A 22,094-nucleotide genomic window follows, 5' to 3' on the forward strand; every position below is an offset into this window, starting at 1 on the left:
CTATAGAAGTACTTTTGGGTATAAACTGATAAATATGGAACATAAAAAATTCAACCCAGTTGCTTGGTTCGAAATCTATGTAGAAGATATGGAACGGGCAGTGAAATTTTACGAAACGGTTTTAAACGTTAAGTTAGAAGATATGGAAACTCCTGAAGGTGTTTCAATGCAAATGATGTGTTTTCCTGGTTCCGAAGAGGGTTTAGGAGCATCTGGTGCACTTGTAAAAATGGATGGAATGAAATGCGGAGGAAATAGTACGCTGGTTTATTTTGGCTGTGAAGATTGTGCAGTAGAACAGAGCAGAGTAGTTGCCGCTGGTGGCGCTATTCATCAACCTAAATTTTCAATTGGTTCCTATGGTTTCTGTGCTATTGTAGCAGATTCAGAAGGAAATGCAATTGGTTTATATTCAATGAAATAATAAGTTGATATGAAAATTTTCAAGAATATAGTTTTTGTTTTGTTTGGGTTGATGTTTGCCAATGCAGGTCTGGATAAATTTGTTCATTATATGCCAATACCTGAGATGGACAGCGCCATGCAAGAAATAGCAAAAGCAATGGTTGCATTAAAATGGTTATTGCCGTTGGTGGGAGCTGTTGAACTATTAGGTGGTGTGTTGGTGTTGATACCGAAAACCAGATTATTAGGCGCTTTAATGATTTTTCCGGTCTTGATTGGTATTCTTTGTCATAACGCAACATTTGCTCCCGAAGGTTTGGCAATTGCAGGCATTTTATTTCTAATTAATATTTGGATATTTATTGACCAAGGAAATAAACTGAAACCTTTGTTGGGTTAGGTCGTATTGCTACCACACCATTTTAAATTTTGAGGGGCGAAGAATTTTCTTTGCCTTTTTTGCTTCCCACCAAAACACAACCATCTACCAAATTCACCAATATTATATGTATCTTTAATAAAAAATAAATGATGAAAAAAAGCGTTGTTTTTATGGGATTGGTTATGGCACTGATTATGTTGGTACTGGTGCCGCTTTTAGCTTATTTGTTTACCCATAAAAGTTGGATAATAGATTTAACCGGTAAAAATGAATTAGGTGATGCCATCGGCGGAACCACTGCTCCAATTATTGGAATTTGCAGCGTGGTTTTTACTTTTATGGCTTTTTATATTCAATATGAATTCAACAAACGCCAAAATGAAATTTTGAAACTTCAAGTAAAAATAAACATCCGTCAATCGTTAGAACCTTATTTTATCTATCTGATTGACAGCTTGAAAAAGTTTAAACTAGAAAACAATTCCAATAAAAAAATAACCTACAATGGAGATTATATCGAACCACAAAATCAAGGTGATTTAATGAAATTAAAATACCAAGTTTCCAACGTTTTTGTAGGAATTATGGATTTTAAAGCATCGCATCACACCATAAGAAATTTACAATTAAGCGACTTATTTGTGTACGAAAAGCAAATTTATTTTGATGAACACGTGATTGATGAATATGTTTTTCATGTAAATACGGTTTTTAAATTTTTAAGCTATAATATCGAGATTGACAATGGAGAAGACAAAAATGAAATTATAGAAGAGTTTTTATTTAAGTATTTATCCAGCTTATCAATTAATGAAACTTATTTTAATAGCTATTATCTGATGATTTTTCATACCGATTTTGCCATTGCCTGTAAAAATATCCTTTTAAAATCGATTGAGAATTTACCAGCCGATCGTAAGAAGACTTTTTTAACAGAAGTATATCATTATAAAATAGCAAAATAATTGATTTGTTTTGTTGTGATAGCATATTATTAGTACTATTTTTGTGCAAAACTAAGCCCTTCATGTATCGTATAAAATTTGTCCTGTTTTTATTGCTGTGCTCTTTTATTGCAACAGCACAAACCAAACCTTCAAAAGAATATCTTACGCATTTGAATGCTGCAAAAAGTCACAACGTGGGCTTGGTTAAAGATAAAACACACTTAAACAAGTTGGTGAAGCAAGGCAAATTGGTAGCGATAAAACAGCGTGGTTACGGCTATCGTATTGATAAGTTAACCCACAGTCATGCCTATTTGGTGCCTAAAGGAAGAACAGTTTTAAACGCATTGGCGCGCGATTTTGTGAAAGCTGCCGGACAAAACTTTTTTGTGGTGACTTCTTTAACGCGTACCGAAGCCGATCAAAAAAGATTGCGACGTGTAAATTCCAATGCATCTTCAAACGATAGTTCGCATTCTTTTGGTGGGGCAATTGATATTTCGTATGTGCGGTTCAATCATCATTTAGGAAGCAATTCAAAATTAGAAAAACATTTAGAAACGGTATTAAAAAAATACCAGTCACAGGGGAAAATATATTTTGTGAAAGAACGCCAATCTCGTTGTTTTCATATCATTTTTAGATAATTCGTAAAAAAACAATTAGTATGGATCTACATTCTGGAATGCCTTTTTGGGTGGTTTTAAACCCATTATACAATTATTATAAGCCATTAAAAACGAATATAGAAACCCATACAGTAATTATTGGCTCAGGAATCACAGGCGCATTGGTGGCTCATTCGCTCTGCAGTTTGGGAATTGATTGCGTGGTGATTGATAAACGAACAATTGCAACGGGAAGCACAGCCGCATCTACATCGCAACTGCAATATGAAATTGATGAACCCTTGTGTGATTTAATTGAAAAAGTAGGAAAAAAAGATGCCGAGGATGCCTATAAATACTGTTTGCAATCTATCACAGATATTGAAAATGTTTTTAAATCAATAGGGAAAAATCCCGATTTTGAACGCGTGCCCACTTATCTTTTAGCATCTAACCAAAAAGGAAAAAAACTTTTACAAAAAGAATTTCAAGCAAGAAAAGAAGCTGGGTTGCCGGTAACATTTTTGGAAAAAGAGCCATTAAAAAAAGATTTAGGTGTTGATGCCTTGGCTGCTTTGTACAACGAAACTTCGGCTCAGGTAGATTGTTATAAGGCCGCAACATATCTCTTAGATCATCATTTGCAGAATAATGAACTTCAGTTATACTCCCACACTTTAATTTCTGATTATAACGAAACCAAAAACGGTTATGAATTGGTTGCTGAAAACGGAAACATCATTAATTGCAAAAATGTGGTGATTGCCGCCGGATATGAAGCCGGTACTTTTCTACCCAAAAAGGTAATGGATTTATTGTCCACCTTTGCAATCGTTTCACATCCGGTTGACGCCTCTTTCATTTGGGAAAAACGCGCTTTAATTTGGGAAACCAAAACACCGTATTTGTATGTGCGAACCACAGCCGATAACCGCATTATTGTTGGGGGAGAAGACGAAGCCTACAATAATCCTGAAAAAAGAGACAAAGCACTTACCAAAAAAACAAACATTTTAGAAAAAAAGTTTCAAAAAATGTTTCCTGAAATTCCGTTTGTAACCGATATGTCTTGGGCAGGCACTTTTAGCGCTACTAGAGATGGTTTGCCGTATATTGGCTTGTATCCGGGTAAACCCAACATGTATTTTGCATTGGGCTATGGTGGAAATGGCATCACTTTTAGTATGATTGCCGCACAAGTAATTGCCAATTTAATCAGTGGAAAACCCGATGACCGTGCGCGCCTTTTTGGATTCAACCGCACAAAATAGTTCCCTGAAAAGCAGTTGCTTGTTTAAAAAATATAAACGTAATTTGCAGCATAAACATTCTAAATGACAGCTGCAAAACCTAAAAAATACGTGCGTAAGAAAACAACCCGAAAACGCAAAAAAACACCGCGTTGGAAGTGGCATGTTTTAGCATATGCTTTACTTATGCTACTGTTTTTGGTTTTTCATTACCGCGATGGAATTGGCTATTTTGTGACAGATTTGTATGAACGAATTTTTAAGAAAGAAGACAGCAAAGAAGTTACCGTTCATGACATCCGTGCCATAGAAATTTTAGACAAACACAGCGAGTGTTTATTTGGGTTCGATGTATCGCATTATCAATATGAGATCGATTGGAAAGAAATTGATTCACTGTATGGGAAATTTGCGGTTGATTATGTTTTTTTAAGATCCACCATGGGAATCGATGGCGTTGATACCAAATTTGATTACAATTGGAAAAAAGCCAAAAGTAGATTATTGGTTCGCGGAGCTTATCATTACTACCGTCCTGATGAAAACAGCACGCAACAAGCTCAAAATTTTATAAAAAACACCAAGTTAGAACCAGGAGATTTTTTTCCAGTGTTGGATATTGAGGAACTTCCAAAAGAGCAATCCAAAGAAAAAATGCGCGAAGGCTTGAAAAATTGGTTGCTTATTGTAGAGAAGCATTACGGCGTGAAACCCATAATTTATTCGGGTGCCAATTTTTACGAACATCATTTAAAAGATCACTTCCCGGAACATAAAATCTGGATTGCCAAATACAGTTTGTTCAGCGAAAAAATGAACGACGATTGGCACTTTTGGCAGTTTACCGACAAAGGCACCGTAAACGGTATTCAAACCAAAGTAGATTTGAATATTTTTAAAGGCGACCGCCACGATTTAAAGCAGTTTGTGATTCAGTAGAAATGTGATTTTTTTATTATTAGATGTGAGTAAGGTTTTAAGATATTGGAAGATTCAAAACACAAACTTCAGAACGAATGATGCCTATTTGTAGATAATTTTTATTTTTTGGTGTAATAATTCCAAGTAGCTTTTGCAATGTCGGCTAGAATTTTTTCAGTAGCAGCCCGCTCTTCCGTAATATTTTTTAAGTAAACAGAAAGAATGATAGGATTGCCATTCGGAAGTTTAAAAATCCCCACATCATTCATAGCCGCTCTTAAATGCTCTTGATTTGTATTGGATATTCCGGTTCTGTGAGCCAGTTCTGTACCTTTTGGTAGCCCAGCTTTCATCCACGTTGTTCCTCTAGAGCATTCAGCCATTATTTTATAAAGATACTTAGTTGTTTTCTTTTTTAAAATTTTTCCTGTGTAAAACTTTTCCAATAAATCTGTTGTTGCTAAGGGTGTAGAAGTGTTGATATATGCGTTTTGCCATGTTTGCATTCCTTGTTCATTTACTTTTATAGTAAAATCATTGATGCCTTGTTGATTAATAAATTGTTGAACCGTTTCTGTACCTCCAATCAATTCTAAAAGAATGTCACAACCATTGTTGTCGCTATGCGAAACCGTATATTTTAATAATTGGTCTAATGTTAAAAACATATTTCCATTCGGATAATCGTCACGAATTGGGCTCCATGTGTTTTCATGTAAATCTTCTTGTTTAATGTAGAATTTCTGATTTAAAGACAATTTTCCTTCATCAACAAAGTTCAGTACAGCTAATGCAATATGAAACTTAAAAACACTCATCAATGGAGCATTCAAATTTCCGTTAATGCTCAAAGAGTCTTTAGTTTCTATGTTTTTTATAGAAATACCGATGGTTGCATTTTTAGTGGCAATAATATTTTTTAACTCTTGTTGAAGTTCCATATTTTTTTGAGCAAATGATGAAACAGATAAAAAATAAATGCCCAAGCAAATGATTGATAAAATTTTGTTCATTAATTAATACTGATTTTAAAGCTTACTTTTGTTTTTTATTGTTGCTGAGAGTTGGTAGGTTTTGAGAAGCGTTTTTTTGTTTTCAATAGACTTCTTTATTTATTTAGCGCACGGATTGCACTCGAGGCTTTAGCCGGCTGAACGAAGTTAAATCCGCGCGATCGGGTCGGGGTTACAAATCCGCGCGATCGGGGTTATTTTATTACTTTTCAAAAATGTATAAAATATTCCCTTGTGTTAAAACCCCTAATTTTTCATCATTGCCATCTATTTTATTAATTCTTGATTGATATCCGTTGTCGTCATCATCAAATTCATAAAACCAATCTATTTTCTTTAACGCACGATTGAATGCAGCAACTTTTATATCGTGATGACTTGCAAAGTATATGTGGCTATCTGTTAAAACAAAACTCTTTAAATCATTACGAACTTTTTGTACTAAAAAATCTTCTGTAAAATCCAATAAAATAATTTCGCCATTTTGTGGATTGATTTCCCAATAAAACTCCCACATAAACCCAATGAGTTTATTATTTTTCTCATCTACAACAGTAGCCTCTGACAAAGGAATTGCAGATGGTAACCACTCAATTTTAAAGGTAGGTATATTGTGAATTTGATGAACTAATTCACCATTTTCTAAATCCAAAGCGATAATGGTGTGATGATTTAAAGCTACCCATAGTTTATTCTCTAAAACACCTATAAATTTCTTTACTTGCCAATCCGCATGTTTGCCATAGTTATCATTATGCGGATTGTTTGGTATTAATTTAATATCGAATTGCCAAAGAATTTTACCAATTTTATAATCGCAAGATTTTACAAAATTATTATTTGTAAAAAATAATTGATTTTGTTCTACAAAATTTTCACCTAGCTTATCATCAAATAGAATAACTGAATTATATTTTGTTTTTTTTTCATTTCTATCGAAGTATATAAAATCATTCTTAGAAAAAATATGATAGAAATTTATCTTATCAAAAGATTCAATTCTATTTCCATTATAATCATAAAATATATTATAACTCCTATTTGTATAAACATTAATTAATCCTTTGCTAAAATAAATCCCCCAATATTCACTTAATTTTAAAACTTCGTAATTAGGGTATAACTGTATGCTATCACTTTTTACAAAATATATATTCTTGCCTTCAATATGGATATCTCCAACATGCTTGAAAGTACTTATCAAATTATAATTCATTATTCCACTTTTATAAAATTATATAATATTGATTTTGTATCATTTATTAAATCATCAAAATCAAGTTTAGCATCTGCTTTTGTAATATTAACGTCAAACAAATCATTTTTCAATTTCTGATTGCTCCAGATTGCATCAAAAATCTCTTCTTTTTTAGATCCGGAAAATATTGTCTTAAATTTTACTTTCACTGCATCTGTTGCCTCATTAATATTATTAAAAGAGCCTGGACCAAACTCTTGTAGTAATTTTCTTTTATCAAAGAGATATTTTAAGTCACTTAGTTTAGTCAAATCAGGTATTCTATATATCTTTTTCGAAAACATGTAAGGTTCCACCAGAATCAAGTAAATAAACTTTTTCATTACCTATCTGCATATCTTTTATTTGTTTTGTATTATACTCACTAATAGTTGCATCAATTACTTGTGATACATATAAAATTTCCTTAGTATTTATATCCAAAATGCAAAATTTCAATTGATTTTGTAAATAAAAATATAAACTATTACCATATAAAACATTCTTACTATTTACATCATCCTTATTTACACCAGCCCTCTTCATTTTATCTCAAAGCCCAAATAATTTGGGTTCAATATTTTCGCTTTGCAAGTCAACTTCAAAAAATCTATCTGCTATTAACCCAATTATTTTCCCTTTCTCACCATCTAAAATGTATTCAGTATCATAGAAAATAAAATTGTTTTCCTTATCAATATAACTATCTACATTCCCTATCAAATTTGATTTTTCAACACCAGTAATATCATATTTTAATTCTCCTGATTGAATGTCTAATCCGATAAATTCTTTTGAGTTAAGATATATCCAAAGTATATTGTTATATGCCCCAACAAATTGTTTTACCTCTTTTTTTCTTTCTTCTTTTTCTTCATAATCGTAATTCCATTTTCCTAATTGTGTCAAATCAAATTGCCAAAGAAACTCTCCCTGTGGAAAGGAAAAGCATTCAATAAAATTATTTTCAAAATTTTTTCTAAAAAACTTTTCTGAAGAGACAAAATAGATAGTTGACGAACCATACAATTTATATGATTCTAATTCATTTTCGATGTTTTTAATAAGTGTAAATCTTTCCTCACCGATTTTTGTTGATGTTATTATATATTGGTCTTTAATAGTATAAATATATTCATCCACGGAGATAACCTCATAATATTTTTTCAACAAATATCCTTTCCCATACAAGTCATTAATCCAAAACATCAAATTATTAGAATAAAGTTCTTGGAAAAGAACATCACTTCTCATGATTACATTATTTGTTTCGAAATCAATAACTTCATGAGGCCTGCCTATTAAAACTTTATTTTCACCAATTGCGAAAGATTTTATTTTATTTACTTCTTTACAAACCTTTTTATATTTCATTTTACTCAGTTTTAATTAATTTGGATAAAATTTGATCTATTTTAGAACTAGTCAAGTCGCTTGGTTCTATTATATTCAAACTATTTTTCAAGTTCGAACCCCGATGGCGCGGATTTGCAATCCGTGCCTATATCTACCCCATAAACACTACCTCAATTTCCAGATCATTATCTAAACCAGCATAATTACGTGCCGAACTGAAATAATAATCTTCTGCATTTACAACCACTTTCTCTTTTACCGGATTTTGATGAATGTAATTTATCTTCTCTTTTATAAATGAATTAGAATAAACAGATTCTGCATGGTAGCCATCTTGCCAAACTTTGTATTGCTGTGGTCGTTTTAAATGTGCGCAAGCTTCGGTAAAATATTTTAACATCCATTCTCGTCTGCTTTCGGGCTCATTTATTATGGTTTCTATTATTTTTTTACTTGTGTACTTTTTAAAATCTCGCATTATTTCTGCTAATGTTAAGATTTCTGCACTTTTACAAAGCAAATGCAAATGACTGTGCATTAAAACATAAGCATAGATTTCTAAACCTTTATGTTCTTGACAATATCTTAATGCATCTATAATTACATTTTTTTGATTTAGCCGTGTAAAAATATCTACCCAACCTACTGTTGTTATGGTTATAAAATAGGCACTGCTACTATCGGTTGCTTTGTATTTTGTTGACATACTACACTTTTATTTTTTATTTAGCGCACGGATTGCAAATCCGCGCAATCGGGGTGGAGGTACTTTTATTCAAATACATACAACTGATTATAGTGAATACCTTTTAGATATAGTTTGTTTTCATGATAAATAGGAGCTTCAAACATCTCATCATTTTCTTGTGGAAAATCTTGTATAAATTCTACCTCTTGTGTGTCTAAATCCAAACAACCAAATTTGACATCATCATATTTACCACTTACAAACCACAACTTATTTTCATACATAGAATTAACATAAGGACGAATGACTTTAGAATCGCATTCGTTTAGTGCCTTTTCTAATACTATTTCACCTGTTTTGGGGTTGAATATTTGATACACATCGCCTAAACCATAATACAATTTATCTACAGGATTATAGGCATGAGCAGAAATGAATTTTCGCTCATTGGTTACCTCATATTGGTTTTGATACAAAATAGTTCCTGTTTCAATATCCAAACCTGTTACCAATTGATAATGGTTGTCTTTATATGCTATGCAAAACAACACATCGTCTATAAACTGTACAGAACCAAATATTTTGAATCCTTTGGGAATAGTGAAGTGCCAAATAAAATCTTTGACTTCTATTCTCGTTTTAGAAACTTTATTTTCTTCAAAAAGAAAAAGCATATTTTTGATAATTTTATATCCCCAATTTACATCGTCTAACCAAATAACTTTTTTTTCGTTGTTAGTCAATTTATAATTTTTCTCTTTTCGTGAAATTCTATTAAAAACTAAATAATAATCTTCAATAGGTTCAATGTATGAAGATGGTTCATATTTAAATTTTTCTAATATTGTTCCACTTGGTAATACTTCGTACAAGCATTCGTTTTCGTAATAAAATATTTTATCACCGAAAGAATTCAGGATGGTGTCTACTGGTATTTGCGTTTTTTCCCAATTCATATAACAAATACCATCAATATCACAAAACAATAAATTGTTTACAATCCTTACATAGGTACAATTATCTATTTTTTTATTTATCATTTTATATCAAATATTTTATCAAAATTATCTAAAATTAAATCCTTAAGTTCTTCTGGATTATTTTTTCCAAATTTTTGGGCTGTTTTATTATTCAATGTAAACCCTCAATTGCTTCTTCCACCCCGATAGCGCGGATTTGCAATCCGTGCCTATATCTACCCCATAAACACTACCTCAATTTCCAGATCATTATCTAAACCAGCATAATTACGTGCCGAACTGAAATAATAATCTTCTGCATTTACAACCACTTTCTCTTTTACCGGATTTTGATGAATGTAATTTATCTTCTCTTTTATAAATGAATTAGAATAAACAGATTCTGCATGGTAGCCATCTTGCCAAACTTTGTATTGCTGTGGTCGTTTTAAATGTGCGCAAGATTCGGTAAAATATTTTAACATCCATTCTCTTCTGCTTTCGGGCTCATTTATTATGGTTTCTATTATTCTTTTACTTGTGTACTTTTTAAAATCTCGCATTATTTCTGCTAATGTTAAGATTTCTGCACTTTTACAAAGCAAATGCAAATGACTGTGCATTAAAATATAAGCATAGATTTCTAAACCTTTATGTTCTTGACAATATCTTAATGCATCTATAATTACATTTTTTTGATTTAGCCGTGTAAAAATATCTACCCAACCTACTGTTGTTATGGTTATAAAATAGGCACTGCTACTATCGGTTGCTTTATATTTTGTTGGCATACTAAACTTTTATTTCAATGAACTTTTTATTTAACACACGGATTGCAAATCCGCGCGATCGGGTCTTTGCAAAGCTCTAATTTCCGAGCTTCGTACAACTTCTGAAATGGATACACACCGTCTTTATCTGTCTTTAATAGTGTTTTAAGCTCTTGATTACCATTTTTCATGGCATTCATCATACTGTTAAACCAACACCCTTGCGCAAATAAAACAGATGAAAAAAGTAAGAATATTAGAGTGATATATTTCTTTATAGTCATGTTTACAATTTTTAGTTACATATAATACCATTAATATGGTTTATTCTATAGGTTTTCCAAGCTTCTAAAATATCTGCATTTTCTGTTTTGTTAAGATCTAGAAGTATGTCATCTGCTTTTGCACCAATATCCAATTTAAACGCATCTTTTAAGCTGTTGCTATCCAAACTATTATAAAAAGATTTTAATACTGGGTATTTTTCAATAATGTCATCAAATTTTCCTGCTGCCCTTACAACTTGTCTTATTTTGTAATAATAAGACCATGCTTGTTCTGCTCCTTTTATTTCATATAATCCATCAAGTTCTGTAATTAAATTATCAACTTTTTTAAAGCTCTTTAGTAATTGAGGGGTCGAAGCAACAATTGAGAGTAGTTGTATTTTTGATCTCATTTCTGGTGAAATAGCATCATTGTTCAACCCAGTTGCTATCGCTCCTGTTGAGCTACCAATTATATCACTTAGAATTATTGCTTTGCGCACATAGTTCCCCGCTGTAAATAAAACTTTAACTTCACCTACACCGATAAATAAAGACGCCACGTCTACTGCTAACCAAGCCGAGTTTTCTGCAACAATATTCCTGTTGCTATTGCTCATAGCAAATGCTTGGATCATAGGCATTACTAAGATGTCTCCTTGCTTAAATTGCTGATCTAGGAAATTAAAACTACCTGTTACTTTTACTACAATCATTTGGTTATAAGGAATGATGCCTTTGTCTGTTTTAAAGGAATTTCCATTAATCTTACCCCGATGTCGCGGATTTGCAATCCGTGACTTTATCTATACAATTCTACTGTTGTTATGGTTATAAAATAGGCACTGCTACTATCGGTTGCTTAATATTTTGTTGACATACTGCACTTTTATTTCAATGAACTTCTTTATTCTTTATATTTAGCGCACGGATTGCAAATCCGCGCGATCGGGTACTTTTATAACAGATTTAAAAATCCTACTCTAAAACATACAAAACATTATTAGAATCATGCAGGTATATTTTACCTTGATGAAAAACAGGTTTATCAAATTGTCCGTCATTTTCTAAAGGAAAACTTTGAACAAAATCGATCCCCGATGTCGCGGATTTGCAATCCGTGACTTTATCTATAAAATTTTACTGTTGTTATGGTTATAAAATAGGTACTGTTACTATCTGTTGCTTTGTATTTTGTTGACATACTACACTTTTATTTTTTATTTAGCGCACGGATTGCACTCGAGGCTTTAGCCGACTGAACGAAGTTAAATCCGCGCGATCGGGGATATGAGTTTTAGAAATCTCATTTAATCGAATATTATTTTGGTTCCAATAGTCTTTTCACTATCATTCTCAATAAAATTTATAATATGTTTTTTGACATCTTCTGAAAGATTTACTTCTCGTTCAAAAACAGATAAATCTGCATAAAAAGTAGAAGGCTGGAATATTAATTCTCCTGTAACTTTAATTGAAAAATTTACTGTATTATTGTTGTAAGTGATAATCATTTCACCTCTTGAAATTATTGAATAGGATATAACTTGTTCAGTTTCGCTATCAATAATATTTTGAGGGATTTCACGAATTAAACTCCTATCGTTAATCATATCCATTACTTTTTTATCTAAATCAATTGGACATACTTGTGTATTAAAACATTGACATAATATTAACTTTTCTTTCATTTTTACTATATCAGAAAACACACCTAATTCATAAAAATTAACAATATCTTCTATCATTTCTCTTTCATTATAAAAAAACGAATCATTTCCATAGAACTTTAAATAATTTATAAATGATCTCTTTTGTTCCTCATTAATTCTTGCCTCATTAAAAATGAATTCAAATGGTGATACACCGATAATTCCATTAAGTAAAAAAACATCAAAATAGGAAGATGTATTAATTTCCTTTAAATTACCTTTAATAAATTCAACATCTCTTGGAAACATATCTATTATTAATTTTTTCCAATCTGATTCTTCTAATTCATTCCATAAGGTAGTATATGTTAAACACAATTCTTTATTGTAATTTTTATCATAATTCCGAAATGAAAAAACCAATAAATTAATTTTTTGTTTAGCATCTAAGTGACTTATCATTTCTTTAATCTCATCAGAAATTCTATACCTATTTAATGGTTGCGAGGTATTAATATATTTTGCTAATTCAAGTTCATTCATAATTATTCATTTATAAATTTTGTTTGAGTTTTTAAATTACCTGCTTCATCTAAATATTTTATTTCTAGAGAAGCTCCTTTAGTATCTATAACCCGATGGCGCGGATTTGCAACCCGTGCCTATATCTACCCGATAAACACTACCTCAATTCCCGATGTCGCGGATTTGCAATCCGTGACTTTATCTATACAATTTTACTGTTGTTATGGTTATAAAATAGGCACTGCTACTATCTGTTGCTTTGTATTTTGTTGACATACTACACTTTTATTTAGCGCACGGATTGCAAATCCGCGCGATCGGATTACAAATCCGCGCGATCGGGTTGGATTCTAAATGAATTTCTGTTTTCCTTCTGCAATATTTAATAATTCTTCTTGACAATGACTATCCAAAAAATCTATGGTTTTCATACATTTTTCATACATAAAATAACCTTGAAATTTGTCCTCGACTTCACCTTTATAATAATCTTTTAGCTCATTATATTTAGGGTTATTATTAAGCTTTGCGGCTATTAAACCCTTTATAATTCGCCAACCCAGATCATCCAAATAAATTACTTTTTCTGTTGGGTTTTCGTTTAACAATTTATCTATTGCATCAACCGAATTATACTTTTTAAAAAATGGGACTGCATATTCTTCATAAAATTTTTTTACCACTTTACCCCATTCTTTAACATCATCTACGGTTTGGATTTTGTAATCATAATTTGTAACGTTAAAATAATCGGCAATTCTAATTCCCAAAGTACTTCCATAATCATTTTCAATTACTGGTTTTTCATCCAAAATTTTAAACATTACTTTTTGAATGGGAAAAATTCCAAGTCCAATAGAGCAAGATGTTTTAAACTCATCAATATAATTTGCTACACCAAACCCTACCTTTAGAAATTGAATATCATTTATACATGAAAAATTATAACCCTGCGGGTCACTTTTAGATTTAAATCCTAAAGGCTTTAAAAAACTTTCAAACTCTTTTTTAAGTTCTTTTTTTACTTCACTATAATTCATCTTCTATTTTATTCTTGATCTTATTAAATATTGTGTAAAATCAGTATTATTGGTATTTACCCAAAACTCAACACCTGTTTCTAATTGAATTTGTGCCTTTCCGTTAATAAACTCTTGCGTGCCAAAAGCATTTTGAGCTTGCCCACCCGTGCCTATATCTACCCGATAAACACTACCTCAATTCCCGATGTCGCGGATTTGCAATCCGTGACTTTATCTATACAATTCTACTGTTGTTATGGTTATAAAATAGGCACTGCTACTATCGGTTGCTTTGTATTTTGTTGACATACTACACTTTTATTTTTTATTTAACGCACGGATTGCAAATCCGCGCGATCGGGACTTTTTATTTAACACACGGATTGCAAATCCGCGCGATCGGGTACGTTCACCCTCATTACCTCATTTTTTTTATTATGTCATCCATCTCATTTTCTCGCATACCTACTAACATTTCAGTCAGCCCTCGTAAATTCTTATGACTTTCAGGAATACAAAGCCTAAACACAGCAAGTTTTTTATACAGAATATCGTTTTGTAAATCATAATTATATTCATACTGATGCAGTGATGTAACCATTGTAATACTCATCAACTTTCTAAATAATTCAATTCCTAAATTCAATTCAGATGTATTAGTAACGCCATTTGGCAAACAATCTATAAAGATTTTTGAAGCGTCAAGTATTAATTTAAATTGATGTATATCATTTAAAATTTCGTATTGTTCTAATTTAATTTTTACTTCTTCTAACATTTTAATTTCCTATTTGAGGTAGACTATTCGGGGTTAAGGTTTCAATAGGTGCTGTCGATTTTTCCCACAAATTAGTTTTCCCATTATTTATTATTAAAGACTGTGTTCGTCCGCCTGTCGTATTATAAACAACATTAGGTGTTGCATTTGCAAATTGTTTGGTTGGAGCTACCGTTGATTGAAACAATACATTATTGTTTGCCTTTGAAGTTATTGTGAATACATCATATTCAGCATTTACGCTACTCAAGGGTAATCCTAATTTTTGCTCTAATTGTGATGGATTTGCTTTTATCCATTGATACTCTGCTTCGCTCAAATAATAAGGAGATGGGCTATTTATATTATTTCCTTTAGGAACAATTTTATAAAATTTATCGCCTTGATTTGCCGTAACCTTAACAGGATTCGTGCTTCCTGAATTTACAACACCTGGTAAAAAATTATCTGCGTCTGAAACTGTGTTATACATTGCTCTCATTTGATTATCAATTGTAGCATTGGCAGATTTAAAAGCATTGTAATCTTTGCCTAAAGTTTGGAATGTTGTATTGCCCCGATGTCGCGGATTTGCAATCCGTGACTTTATCTATACAATTTTACTGTTGTTATGGTTATAAAATAGGCACTGCTACTATCTGTTGCTTTGTATTTTGTTGACATACTACACTTTTATTTTTTATTTAACGCACGGATTGCAAATCCGCGCGATCGGGGATACTAAACTTTTATTTCAATGAACTTTTTATTTAACACACGGATTGCAAATCCGCGCGATCGGGTTGTAGAATTTATAATTTCTACTCATATCTGATTTCTATCAAATATAATTAAAATACGTTTTGTTTAGAACCACACGAAAGGATTCGTGCGGTATCGGGAGATTCGTGCGTAGTGGGGAATTAGTTTATTAAATCCAATTGTCATTTACTCCAGAAATAGAAATTTTAAAATCTAATTTATTTTTATCTCTTAAGTATTCAATTATTTCAATAAGTCCTGTTTTTTCAGCAAAGGGTGTTATATAAATTTCTTCGATTAATTCTTTCAAATCAACTCTGATGTTCTTTGAAGTTGTAGTGTCATCATTTTTAATTTGAATGATACATCTAACTTCTTTCTCAAATTCATAATAGTTGTGTTTGTTTAAGAAGGTATAAAATGCGTTGCCTGTAATGTATGAAGGATTGTTATTATCATAGTATCTTACTTCTCCAATGTAAATGTTTTCCTCAGCATCTTCAAATGATTTTTTAAGTCTTTCAAAGGTTGTTTTTATTGCTATTCCTAATTTTTCTTTTGCATACATTTTCCATAGCGCAAATGATTCATTATGATTTGCGTTCCAGGATAATATTAGAATTTTTTTGCGTAACCTTTGTTCAATATAATCTTTGTAATTTTGTGCAAAATTATTTTCTCTACGCAGTGCCTTATCTTGTTGAACCATTAATTCATAAATTTTTTCAGGGATTTTACCTTCGTTTTGGTCACCCATCATTTCAACACTTGGAAAGAAAATTTTTGAAGAATTAATTAACTTTAAGAATTTCCAAAAATCCATATATCTCCATAAAGGTAAATCTTTAGTATTATCAATTTTGAATTCTTTATGTTCTTTATACATTGTTAAAAAAAATGTTTGAAAATCAAATATACAAATCAATTCTAAAATTCCTCTGCTAGAATAACATTTTGCTTTTGTAAAACCTACCCCTTCACATCCAATGCATCGCGCAGTGCGTTGCCAATCATCATAAAAGCAACAACCACCATACACATTGCCAATCCGGGGATCAATGCCAAATGCGGTTTACCCAAAATAATGTAGTTATAGTGTTCTTTAATCATGCCGCCCCAACTTGGCACGGGTACTTGTGCGCCCAAACCTAAAAAGCTTAAACCACTTTCTACCAGAATTGCCGATGCAAAATTGGCTGCAGAAATCACAATAACTGGTGCCATGATATTAGGAATAATGTGTTTAAAAATAATGCGCATGTCAGAGAAACCCAGCGCACGTGCTGCGGTTACATACTGCATTTGTTTTACGCTCATTACTTGCCCGCGAACCACTCGGGCTACTTCTACCCACATGGTTAAACCAACGGCAATAAAAACTTGCCAAAACCCTTTGCCAAGAGCCAATGTAATGGCAATAACCAGCAAAAGGGTAGGGATAGACCAGATCACGTTGATTAACCATAGGATAAAGGCATCGGTTTTTCCACCGAAATAGCCTGCAACGGCTCCCAATGAAATGCCAATAATCAAGGAAATAAAAACGGCTACAAAACCAATTGCCAATGAAACACGTGCACCAACAAGCAATCTGCTTAAATAATCGCGTCCTTGGTTATCGGTGCCCAGCCAATATTTTTTGGTTTGAATATGGTTTTCTTCAATCAATTGATGATTGGTCGTAGGGAAGCGGTTTGTGAGTATATACTTTGTTTGAGAGGTGGCAGGATCGATCGAAAATTCGTTGTAATAAAGCGTATCGCCTTTAAATTGATACGACAGTATGGGGATAAACTGCTCTTTTATGGCTTTGCCGGTAAAAAAATCAAATACCGATGTTTTGGCAGTGTTTTGCAGTGGAATATTGATGGTTTGCACGGTGAAACCAGGTTTTTGGGTACTGATTGACACATCGCCATTGTTTGCATTTATAGTGTTGTCGGGTGCAATCACATACGCAAAAAGGGCTATGAACGTTAAAATTACTATAAAGGCTAATGAAAAAACGCCCCAAGAATTTCGTTTGAATTTTTGGAGCGCTTTTTTATTTGCCGCAACAAATTTTTTAAACACTTTGCGTTATTTTTTAAGAGTCTTTATATCATTTAAAACATTTACAGCTTCTTCTACATACACATCGTTGTTTAAGTTTTTAAACCAACGCTTGCGTTTGTTTTGCAACACGGTGTCGTTTTTAACCAACGCTTCTTCGTGGGGCAACGATTTAAAGATTAAACTGTTTTTATAGTCTTTCAAGGCATTGAATTTTTTAGAATGCTCTTCTAATTGTTTCGATTTTTCTAAATAATCTTCATATTTCAGCGGAAACGTATTGTCTTCCTGTTGTGCTTTAACCCATTTAGCGCTTTCGTCAATCAGTCTAAATTCTTTGTTTGCTGCGATTCGTTTTTTGCTTCTATCAATCACCGGCGCAAATTTATAGTCAAAAATATTGTATTTTGCTTTTGCAATTTTATCCCACTCCATAGCATTGTCGTTATCGCGTTCGCCTGTATCCACATACAAGAAACGGTCTGGTAAAATAATATCGCTTTCCACACCTTGCAATTGGGTAGATCCGCCGTTTACGCGATAAAACTTTTGACTTGTGAATTTCATAGCACCCAAATCGCCAATTTTCTTGTTGCCAAATCGGTTTAAATCTAATAAATTTTGAACAGTTCCTTTGCCAAATGAATGTTTAGACCCCAAAATTAATCCACGGTTGTAATCTTGAATGGCAGCTGCAAAAATTTCTGATGCCGAAGCCGAATAATTGTTGATTAAAACCACTAAAGGTCCTGTCCATTGCGTTTTGTTGTCGCGGTCGTAAAGCACATCGCTTTCGCCCGATTTTGCTTTTACCTGCACCACAGGTCCTTGCGGAATGAACAAGCCAACCATATCCACCACCGTTTGTAGCGAACCACCACCGTTGTTTCTTAAATCGATAATGATTCCTTCCACTTTTTGTTCTTTTAAATATTCCAATTCTTTGGCAACATCTTTAAAAGCATCGCGGTTTTCTTTATTTTCAAAATTGATATAAAATTTGGGAAGATGAATCATTCCGTATTTGCCTTCAGGAGTTTCAATAACCGATGATTTTGCAAAAGTGTCTTCAATTTCGAATTGATCGCGGGTAATTGCAATAATTTTCACCGATCCATCTACTTTTTTCACGGTTAATTTTACTACTGTGCCTTTTTTGCCCTTGATCATTTTAACCACTTTATCCAAACGCATCCCAGCAATATCTACTGGTTCGTCATCGCCTTGGGCTACTTTCAAAATAATATCGCCATTTTCCAATTCGCCTTGTCGCATTGCAGGACCTCCCGGAATTATTTCGGTAATTTCGGTATTTTGATCTTTTTTGCGAAGCTGTGCACCAATTCCTTCCATAGAACCCGTCATGCTTTCATCGAACTTTTGTTTGTCATCCGGAGCCAAATAATTGGTATGTGGGTCAAATTGCTCTAAAATAGTATTGATATAGACCGACAACCATTCTTCGCGAGATATTTCTTCAAAAAATTCAAAAAATTCGTTCAATGATTTTAAAGTGGTTTCGCGCGCTTCTTTTTCTAATTCTACAAACGATTTTTTCGGTTCTTTGCCAATAGAATCGTTTTCTTGAAGCTTCATTTTGTCTTCAATGCTCGATAAAACATTTAGTTTTAACTGTTTGCGCCAGCGTTCTTTAAGCTCTTCTTTGGTTTTTGCAAACGGTTGTTTTTCATAATCGGTATCGATAGATTCTGTTACGGTGAAATCTAATGGTTTGGATAAGATTTCTTTGTAATAGATTTTAGCTTCTTTTATGCGCGATTGAAAAACCGGATAACTTTCGTTGAAAAAAGTAATGCGCTGTTCTTTAAACTGGTCGTCTAAATCGTTTTTGTATTTCTCAAAACCATCGATATCACTTTGAAGAAGGTAGCGTTTATTTCCGTCGATTACTTTTAAATAATTATTGTAAACCTTTTCAGAAAAGGCATCGTTCAAATCGGCAGGGTGGTAGTGTGCATTGGTCAACACAAAATTCAAAACTCCCATTAAAAACGCTTCTTTTTCCGGATCAGGCGTATTTGCCTTTTTAGAAGGCATAAAACTCCATAGTGCTGCAGCCAGTGCCACAACAAGTATTAATACTTTATAATTTCTTTTCATAAATTGCCAAATAGCAGTCATCAATAAATTTTCAACTAAAGTAAATAAAATCTGTGTATAAAAACTACTAAAGCTTAAATAAAATTTTGTTAACAATTATTCGTCTGTTGGTATTATGCACGGATTTTTGATTAAAATGATTACTTTTACAAGAATTAATTGAGAAGGATTTTAACAAACAACAAAGCAAATAATCAATCCAATGAAAAAGCCGTTGATTTTAGTTACAAACGATGATGGAATAACCGCTCCGGGCATTCGCACCTTAATCAGTGTTATGAAAGAAATTGGGCAAGTGATTGTAGTAGCACCAGACAGTCCGCAATCTGGGATGGGACATGCCATTACCGTAAATAACACCCTTTTTTTGGAACAAGTTTATATTGATAAAGACGGAATTAAAGAATTTGCTTGTTCGGGAACTCCGGTTGATTGTGTGAAAATTGCGATAGACCAAATCATCAAAGCAAAACCCGATATTTGTGTATCAGGAATCAATCATGGATCCAATTCGGCGTCGAACGTGATTTATTCTGGAACCATGTCTGCTGCAGTAGAGGCGGGTATGAGTGGTGTTCCAGCCATTGGGTTTTCATTAGCCGATTTTAGTTGGAATGCCGATTTTGAGCCTATTAAGAAATTTGTGAAACAAATCACCGAAGAAACCATTAAGAATGGTTTGCCAGAAGGCGTGGTTTTAAATGTGAACTTTCCGAAATTGGCAGAAAAGAACATTAAAGGCATAAAAATTTGCCGACAAGCAAAAGCTACTTGGGTAGAAAAGTTTGATGAACGCGTTAATCCGCACGGAAAAAAATATTATTGGCTCACCGGCACATTTGTAAACCACGACAAAGGCAATGATACAGATGAATGGGCGTTGGCAAACGGATACATTGCGGTAGTGCCTGTACAATACGATTTAACTGCATACCACGCCATGCAGCAACTAAACACATGGGAATTATAATGAACAAGTTTTTAAAATTTTTATTGGGAACATTTGTAGCATTGCTGCTTTCGTTCGTTTTTGGATGCATTCTTTTTCGCTTATTTACAGGGATGAATCCGCTGCAAGAAATGGTGATTTTTAGCATGAGTAGTGTGGCTTCTAAAGCATTTTCTTTAGGATCGATACCCAATATTGCCCTTTTTTACTTTTTTCTGAACCGGGAAAACTATTTTAGTGCCCGAGGTGTGATTTTTTCATTCATTATAATAGGTTTCTATATTATTTTAGGGTAATGAAATATTATATTATTGCAGGCGAAGCATCGGGCGATTTGCATGGCGCCAATTTAATGAAAGCCCTTTACAAAGAAGAACCCAATGCCGAAGTGCGTTTTTGGGGCGGCGATTTAATGCAACAAGTAGGTGGCACTTTGGTGAAACATTACAAAGACTTGGCTTTTATGGGCTTTGCAGAAGTGCTTGCTAATTTAAGAACCATTCTGAAAAATATTGCGCTTTGCAAAAAAGATATAGCTACTTTTAAACCTGATGTGCTTATTTTTATTGATTATCCAGGGTTTAATATGCGTATTGCAAAATGGGCAAAAAAACATGGTTTCAGCACTCATTATTATATTTCTCCACAAATTTGGGCATGGAAAGAGAACCGCATTAAAGCAATAAAACGCGATGTGGACCACATGTACACTATTTTGCCTTTTGAAAAAGATTTTTATGAACAAAAACATCAATATAAGGTACATTATGTGGGGCATCCACTTTTAGATGCTATTGAGCAATTTAAAAAAAATGAAGCGATAGATTTTCGAGCAAAACATCAGTTAGACGATCGCCCAATCATTGCTTTATTGCCCGGAAGTAGAACACAAGAAATTTCACGTTTGCTTATTGAAATGTTGCGTATTGTAAATGATTATCCTCAGTTTCAATTTGTGATTGCGGGCGCGCCAAGTTTAAGTATCGATTTTTACAAGCAGTTCATTAAGCAAGAAAACGTAAAACTTATTTTAAACGATACTTATAATTTACTGAACAATGCCTATGCGGCCTTGGTAACTTCGGGTACAGCAACTTTAGAAACCGCTTTGTTTCATGTACCGCAAGTAGTGGTTTACAAAGGAAATGAACTATCGTACCAAATTGCAAAGCGAATTATTAAATTGAAATATATTTCGTTGGTAAATTTAATTATGGATGAGGAAATTGTTACCGAATTGATTCAAAACAACTGCAATACAGCTACCATAAAAAAAGAATTTGATAAAGTTATTAACAATCCTAAAAGAGATGAAATGCTCGCTAAGTACCGTGAATTAAGTGAAAGGTTAGGAGGGGGTGGTGCAAGTGAGCGAGTTATCAACATAATTAAGAAAACTTTAAGAGTTGTTTAAGAAGGTTAAGAAAATTAAATCGCCTATATTTGTGATAT

The 22,094-nt window shown here is 32.9% G+C and carries 25 protein-coding genes; 9 read left to right on the plus strand and 16 right to left on the minus strand.

The features are described from left to right. Positions 1-34: 34 nt before the first annotated feature. The 6 genes from NPX36_RS08610 to NPX36_RS08635 all read left to right on the plus strand — a co-directional run bounded on the left by NPX36_RS08610 (position 35) and on the right by NPX36_RS08635 (position 4,531). Positions 35-424, plus strand: a complete 390-nt coding sequence (locus NPX36_RS08610; RefSeq protein ID WP_257498329.1) for a VOC family protein — start codon at positions 35-37, stop codon at positions 422-424. Between the two features lie 9 nt (positions 425-433). After that, complete coding sequence (locus NPX36_RS08615) at positions 434-805, plus strand: DoxX family membrane protein (RefSeq protein ID WP_257498330.1); 372 nt, start codon at positions 434-436, stop codon at positions 803-805. 128 nt (positions 806-933) lie between these two features. Next, positions 934-1,752, plus strand: a complete 819-nt coding sequence (locus tag NPX36_RS08620) for a hypothetical protein (protein WP_257498331.1) — start codon at positions 934-936, stop codon at positions 1,750-1,752. Between the two features lie 62 nt (positions 1,753-1,814). Further along, positions 1,815-2,381 carry a DUF5715 family protein gene (locus NPX36_RS08625; RefSeq protein WP_257498333.1) on the plus strand — a complete coding sequence of 189 codons (567 nt, stop codon included), beginning with the start codon at positions 1,815-1,817 and terminating at the stop codon, positions 2,379-2,381. Between the two features lie 20 nt (positions 2,382-2,401). Then, on the plus strand, positions 2,402-3,613 hold the full coding sequence (locus NPX36_RS08630) for an NAD(P)/FAD-dependent oxidoreductase (protein ID WP_257498334.1): 1,212 nt from the start codon (positions 2,402-2,404) through the stop codon (positions 3,611-3,613). A gap of 63 nt (positions 3,614-3,676) precedes the next feature. Then, positions 3,677-4,531 (plus strand): GH25 family lysozyme, encoded by an 855-nt coding sequence (locus NPX36_RS08635; protein WP_257498335.1) that lies wholly within the window; start codon positions 3,677-3,679, stop codon positions 4,529-4,531. Positions 4,532-4,632: 101 nt separating this feature from the next. On the opposite strand, the gene bla is transcribed toward NPX36_RS08635, so the two are convergent. The 16 genes from bla to NPX36_RS08715 form a co-directional block, all read right to left on the minus strand. Continuing rightward, a complete protein-coding gene (bla, locus tag NPX36_RS08640) occupies positions 4,633-5,526 on the minus strand; it encodes a class A beta-lactamase, subclass A2 (protein ID WP_257498336.1) in 894 nt (297 codons plus the stop codon). A 202-nt stretch (positions 5,527-5,728) separates the two neighbouring features. Continuing rightward, positions 5,729-6,742, minus strand: coding sequence for a hypothetical protein (locus NPX36_RS08645; RefSeq protein ID WP_257498337.1), 1,014 nt, complete (start codon positions 6,740-6,742; stop codon positions 5,729-5,731). Further along, a complete protein-coding gene (locus NPX36_RS08650) occupies positions 6,742-7,035 on the minus strand; it encodes a hypothetical protein (RefSeq protein ID WP_257498338.1) in 294 nt (97 codons plus the stop codon). Before NPX36_RS08650 ends, NPX36_RS08645 begins: the two co-directional genes overlap by 1 nt. Before the next feature lie 10 nt (positions 7,036-7,045). Beyond that, positions 7,046-7,309 (minus strand): hypothetical protein, encoded by a 264-nt coding sequence (locus tag NPX36_RS08655; RefSeq protein WP_257498339.1) that lies wholly within the window; start codon positions 7,307-7,309, stop codon positions 7,046-7,048. Positions 7,310-7,315: 6 nt separating this feature from the next. Next, positions 7,316-8,137, minus strand: a complete 822-nt coding sequence (locus NPX36_RS08660; protein WP_257498340.1) for a hypothetical protein — start codon at positions 8,135-8,137, stop codon at positions 7,316-7,318. A gap of 133 nt (positions 8,138-8,270) precedes the next feature. After that, on the minus strand, positions 8,271-8,825 hold the full coding sequence (locus tag NPX36_RS08665) for an REP-associated tyrosine transposase (protein ID WP_257498341.1): 555 nt from the start codon (positions 8,823-8,825) through the stop codon (positions 8,271-8,273). Between the two features lie 65 nt (positions 8,826-8,890). Then, on the minus strand, positions 8,891-9,847 hold the full coding sequence (locus NPX36_RS08670) for a hypothetical protein (protein WP_257498342.1): 957 nt from the start codon (positions 9,845-9,847) through the stop codon (positions 8,891-8,893). 155 nt (positions 9,848-10,002) lie between these two features. Further along, positions 10,003-10,557: an REP-associated tyrosine transposase gene (locus NPX36_RS08675; RefSeq protein ID WP_257498343.1), complete on the minus strand. Its 555-nt coding sequence runs from the start codon at positions 10,555-10,557 to the stop codon at positions 10,003-10,005. Between the two features lie 274 nt (positions 10,558-10,831). Then, positions 10,832-11,518 carry a hypothetical protein gene (locus tag NPX36_RS08680; protein WP_257498344.1) on the minus strand — a complete coding sequence of 229 codons (687 nt, stop codon included), beginning with the start codon at positions 11,516-11,518 and terminating at the stop codon, positions 10,832-10,834. A gap of 594 nt (positions 11,519-12,112) precedes the next feature. Next, the gene (locus NPX36_RS08685) at positions 12,113-12,997 is read right to left on the minus strand and encodes a hypothetical protein (RefSeq protein WP_257498345.1); all 885 of its coding nucleotides are present in this window, start codon (positions 12,995-12,997) and stop codon (positions 12,113-12,115) included. A 332-nt stretch (positions 12,998-13,329) separates the two neighbouring features. Continuing rightward, positions 13,330-14,019 (minus strand): hypothetical protein, encoded by a 690-nt coding sequence (locus NPX36_RS08690; protein WP_257498346.1) that lies wholly within the window; start codon positions 14,017-14,019, stop codon positions 13,330-13,332. A 400-nt stretch (positions 14,020-14,419) separates the two neighbouring features. Continuing rightward, entirely contained in the window at positions 14,420-14,779 is a 360-nt protein-coding gene (locus NPX36_RS08695; protein ID WP_257498347.1) for a hypothetical protein, read from the minus strand. Between the two features lies 1 nt (position 14,780). After that, on the minus strand, positions 14,781-15,260 hold the full coding sequence (locus NPX36_RS08700) for a hypothetical protein (protein WP_257498348.1): 480 nt from the start codon (positions 15,258-15,260) through the stop codon (positions 14,781-14,783). Positions 15,261-15,689: 429 nt separating this feature from the next. Beyond that, positions 15,690-16,406 carry a hypothetical protein gene (locus tag NPX36_RS08705; RefSeq protein ID WP_257498349.1) on the minus strand — a complete coding sequence of 239 codons (717 nt, stop codon included), beginning with the start codon at positions 16,404-16,406 and terminating at the stop codon, positions 15,690-15,692. 83 nt (positions 16,407-16,489) lie between these two features. Further along, positions 16,490-17,593, minus strand: a complete 1,104-nt coding sequence (locus NPX36_RS08710) for an ABC transporter permease (protein WP_257498350.1) — start codon at positions 17,591-17,593, stop codon at positions 16,490-16,492. Positions 17,594-17,599: 6 nt separating this feature from the next. Beyond that, positions 17,600-19,693: a carboxy terminal-processing peptidase gene (locus NPX36_RS08715; protein WP_257498351.1), complete on the minus strand. Its 2,094-nt coding sequence runs from the start codon at positions 19,691-19,693 to the stop codon at positions 17,600-17,602. A gap of 202 nt (positions 19,694-19,895) precedes the next feature. Between NPX36_RS08715 and surE the strand changes: the two genes are divergently transcribed. From surE to lpxB, 3 genes are read left to right on the plus strand one after another with little or no spacing between them, the layout of a single operon-like run. Next, a complete protein-coding gene (surE, locus tag NPX36_RS08720; RefSeq protein WP_257498352.1) occupies positions 19,896-20,663 on the plus strand; it encodes a 5'/3'-nucleotidase SurE in 768 nt (255 codons plus the stop codon). Continuing rightward, positions 20,663-20,938, plus strand: coding sequence for a hypothetical protein (locus NPX36_RS08725; protein WP_257498353.1), 276 nt, complete (start codon positions 20,663-20,665; stop codon positions 20,936-20,938). The genes surE and NPX36_RS08725 overlap by 1 nt, the downstream gene beginning before the upstream one ends. Beyond that, the gene (gene lpxB / locus NPX36_RS08730) at positions 20,938-22,056 is read left to right on the plus strand and encodes a lipid-A-disaccharide synthase (RefSeq protein WP_257498354.1); all 1,119 of its coding nucleotides are present in this window, start codon (positions 20,938-20,940) and stop codon (positions 22,054-22,056) included. Before NPX36_RS08725 ends, lpxB begins: the two co-directional genes overlap by 1 nt. Positions 22,057-22,094: the final 38 nt, after the last annotated feature.

The sequence above is a fragment of the Paenimyroides aestuarii genome, from assembly GCF_024628805.1.
GTDB lineage: Bacteria > Bacteroidota > Bacteroidia > Flavobacteriales > Flavobacteriaceae > Flavobacterium > Flavobacterium aestuarii_A.

What these genes read in the sequence shown, in the direction of transcription:
- NPX36_RS08695 (WP_257498347.1), bottom strand. Translation starts at nt 14,779, where the DNA reads ATGTTAGAAGAAGTAAAAATTAAATTAGAACAATACGAAATTTTAAAT.
- NPX36_RS08680 (WP_257498344.1), bottom strand. Translation starts at nt 11,518, where the DNA reads ATGATTGTAGTAAAAGTAACAGGTAGTTTTAATTTCCTAGATCAGCAA.
- NPX36_RS08700 (WP_257498348.1), bottom strand. Translation starts at nt 15,260, where the DNA reads ATGAGAGCAATGTATAACACAGTTTCAGACGCAGATAATTTTTTACCA.
- surE (WP_257498352.1), top strand. Translation starts at nt 19,896, where the DNA reads ATGAAAAAGCCGTTGATTTTAGTTACAAACGATGATGGAATAACCGCT.
- NPX36_RS08715 (WP_257498351.1), bottom strand. Translation starts at nt 19,693, where the DNA reads ATGAAAAGAAATTATAAAGTATTAATACTTGTTGTGGCACTGGCTGCA.
- NPX36_RS08685 (WP_257498345.1), bottom strand. Translation starts at nt 12,997, where the DNA reads ATGAATGAACTTGAATTAGCAAAATATATTAATACCTCGCAACCATTA.
- NPX36_RS08705 (WP_257498349.1), bottom strand. Translation starts at nt 16,406, where the DNA reads ATGTATAAAGAACATAAAGAATTCAAAATTGATAATACTAAAGATTTA.
- NPX36_RS08645 (WP_257498337.1), bottom strand. Translation starts at nt 6,742, where the DNA reads ATGAATTATAATTTGATAAGTACTTTCAAGCATGTTGGAGATATCCAT.
- NPX36_RS08610 (WP_257498329.1), top strand. Translation starts at nt 35, where the DNA reads ATGGAACATAAAAAATTCAACCCAGTTGCTTGGTTCGAAATCTATGTA.
- NPX36_RS08665 (WP_257498341.1), bottom strand. Translation starts at nt 8,825, where the DNA reads ATGTCAACAAAATACAAAGCAACCGATAGTAGCAGTGCCTATTTTATA.
- lpxB (WP_257498354.1), top strand. Translation starts at nt 20,938, where the DNA reads ATGAAATATTATATTATTGCAGGCGAAGCATCGGGCGATTTGCATGGC.
- NPX36_RS08725 (WP_257498353.1), top strand. Translation starts at nt 20,663, where the DNA reads ATGAACAAGTTTTTAAAATTTTTATTGGGAACATTTGTAGCATTGCTG.
- NPX36_RS08660 (WP_257498340.1), bottom strand. Translation starts at nt 8,137, where the DNA reads ATGAAATATAAAAAGGTTTGTAAAGAAGTAAATAAAATAAAATCTTTC.
- NPX36_RS08655 (WP_257498339.1), bottom strand. Translation starts at nt 7,309, where the DNA reads ATGAAGAGGGCTGGTGTAAATAAGGATGATGTAAATAGTAAGAATGTT.
- NPX36_RS08625 (WP_257498333.1), top strand. Translation starts at nt 1,815, where the DNA reads ATGTATCGTATAAAATTTGTCCTGTTTTTATTGCTGTGCTCTTTTATT.
- NPX36_RS08615 (WP_257498330.1), top strand. Translation starts at nt 434, where the DNA reads ATGAAAATTTTCAAGAATATAGTTTTTGTTTTGTTTGGGTTGATGTTT.
- NPX36_RS08630 (WP_257498334.1), top strand. Translation starts at nt 2,402, where the DNA reads ATGGATCTACATTCTGGAATGCCTTTTTGGGTGGTTTTAAACCCATTA.
- NPX36_RS08635 (WP_257498335.1), top strand. Translation starts at nt 3,677, where the DNA reads ATGACAGCTGCAAAACCTAAAAAATACGTGCGTAAGAAAACAACCCGA.
- NPX36_RS08670 (WP_257498342.1), bottom strand. Translation starts at nt 9,847, where the DNA reads ATGATAAATAAAAAAATAGATAATTGTACCTATGTAAGGATTGTAAAC.
- NPX36_RS08690 (WP_257498346.1), bottom strand. Translation starts at nt 14,019, where the DNA reads ATGAATTATAGTGAAGTAAAAAAAGAACTTAAAAAAGAGTTTGAAAGT.
- NPX36_RS08675 (WP_257498343.1), bottom strand. Translation starts at nt 10,557, where the DNA reads ATGCCAACAAAATATAAAGCAACCGATAGTAGCAGTGCCTATTTTATA.
- NPX36_RS08620 (WP_257498331.1), top strand. Translation starts at nt 934, where the DNA reads ATGATGAAAAAAAGCGTTGTTTTTATGGGATTGGTTATGGCACTGATT.
- bla (WP_257498336.1), bottom strand. Translation starts at nt 5,526, where the DNA reads ATGAACAAAATTTTATCAATCATTTGCTTGGGCATTTATTTTTTATCT.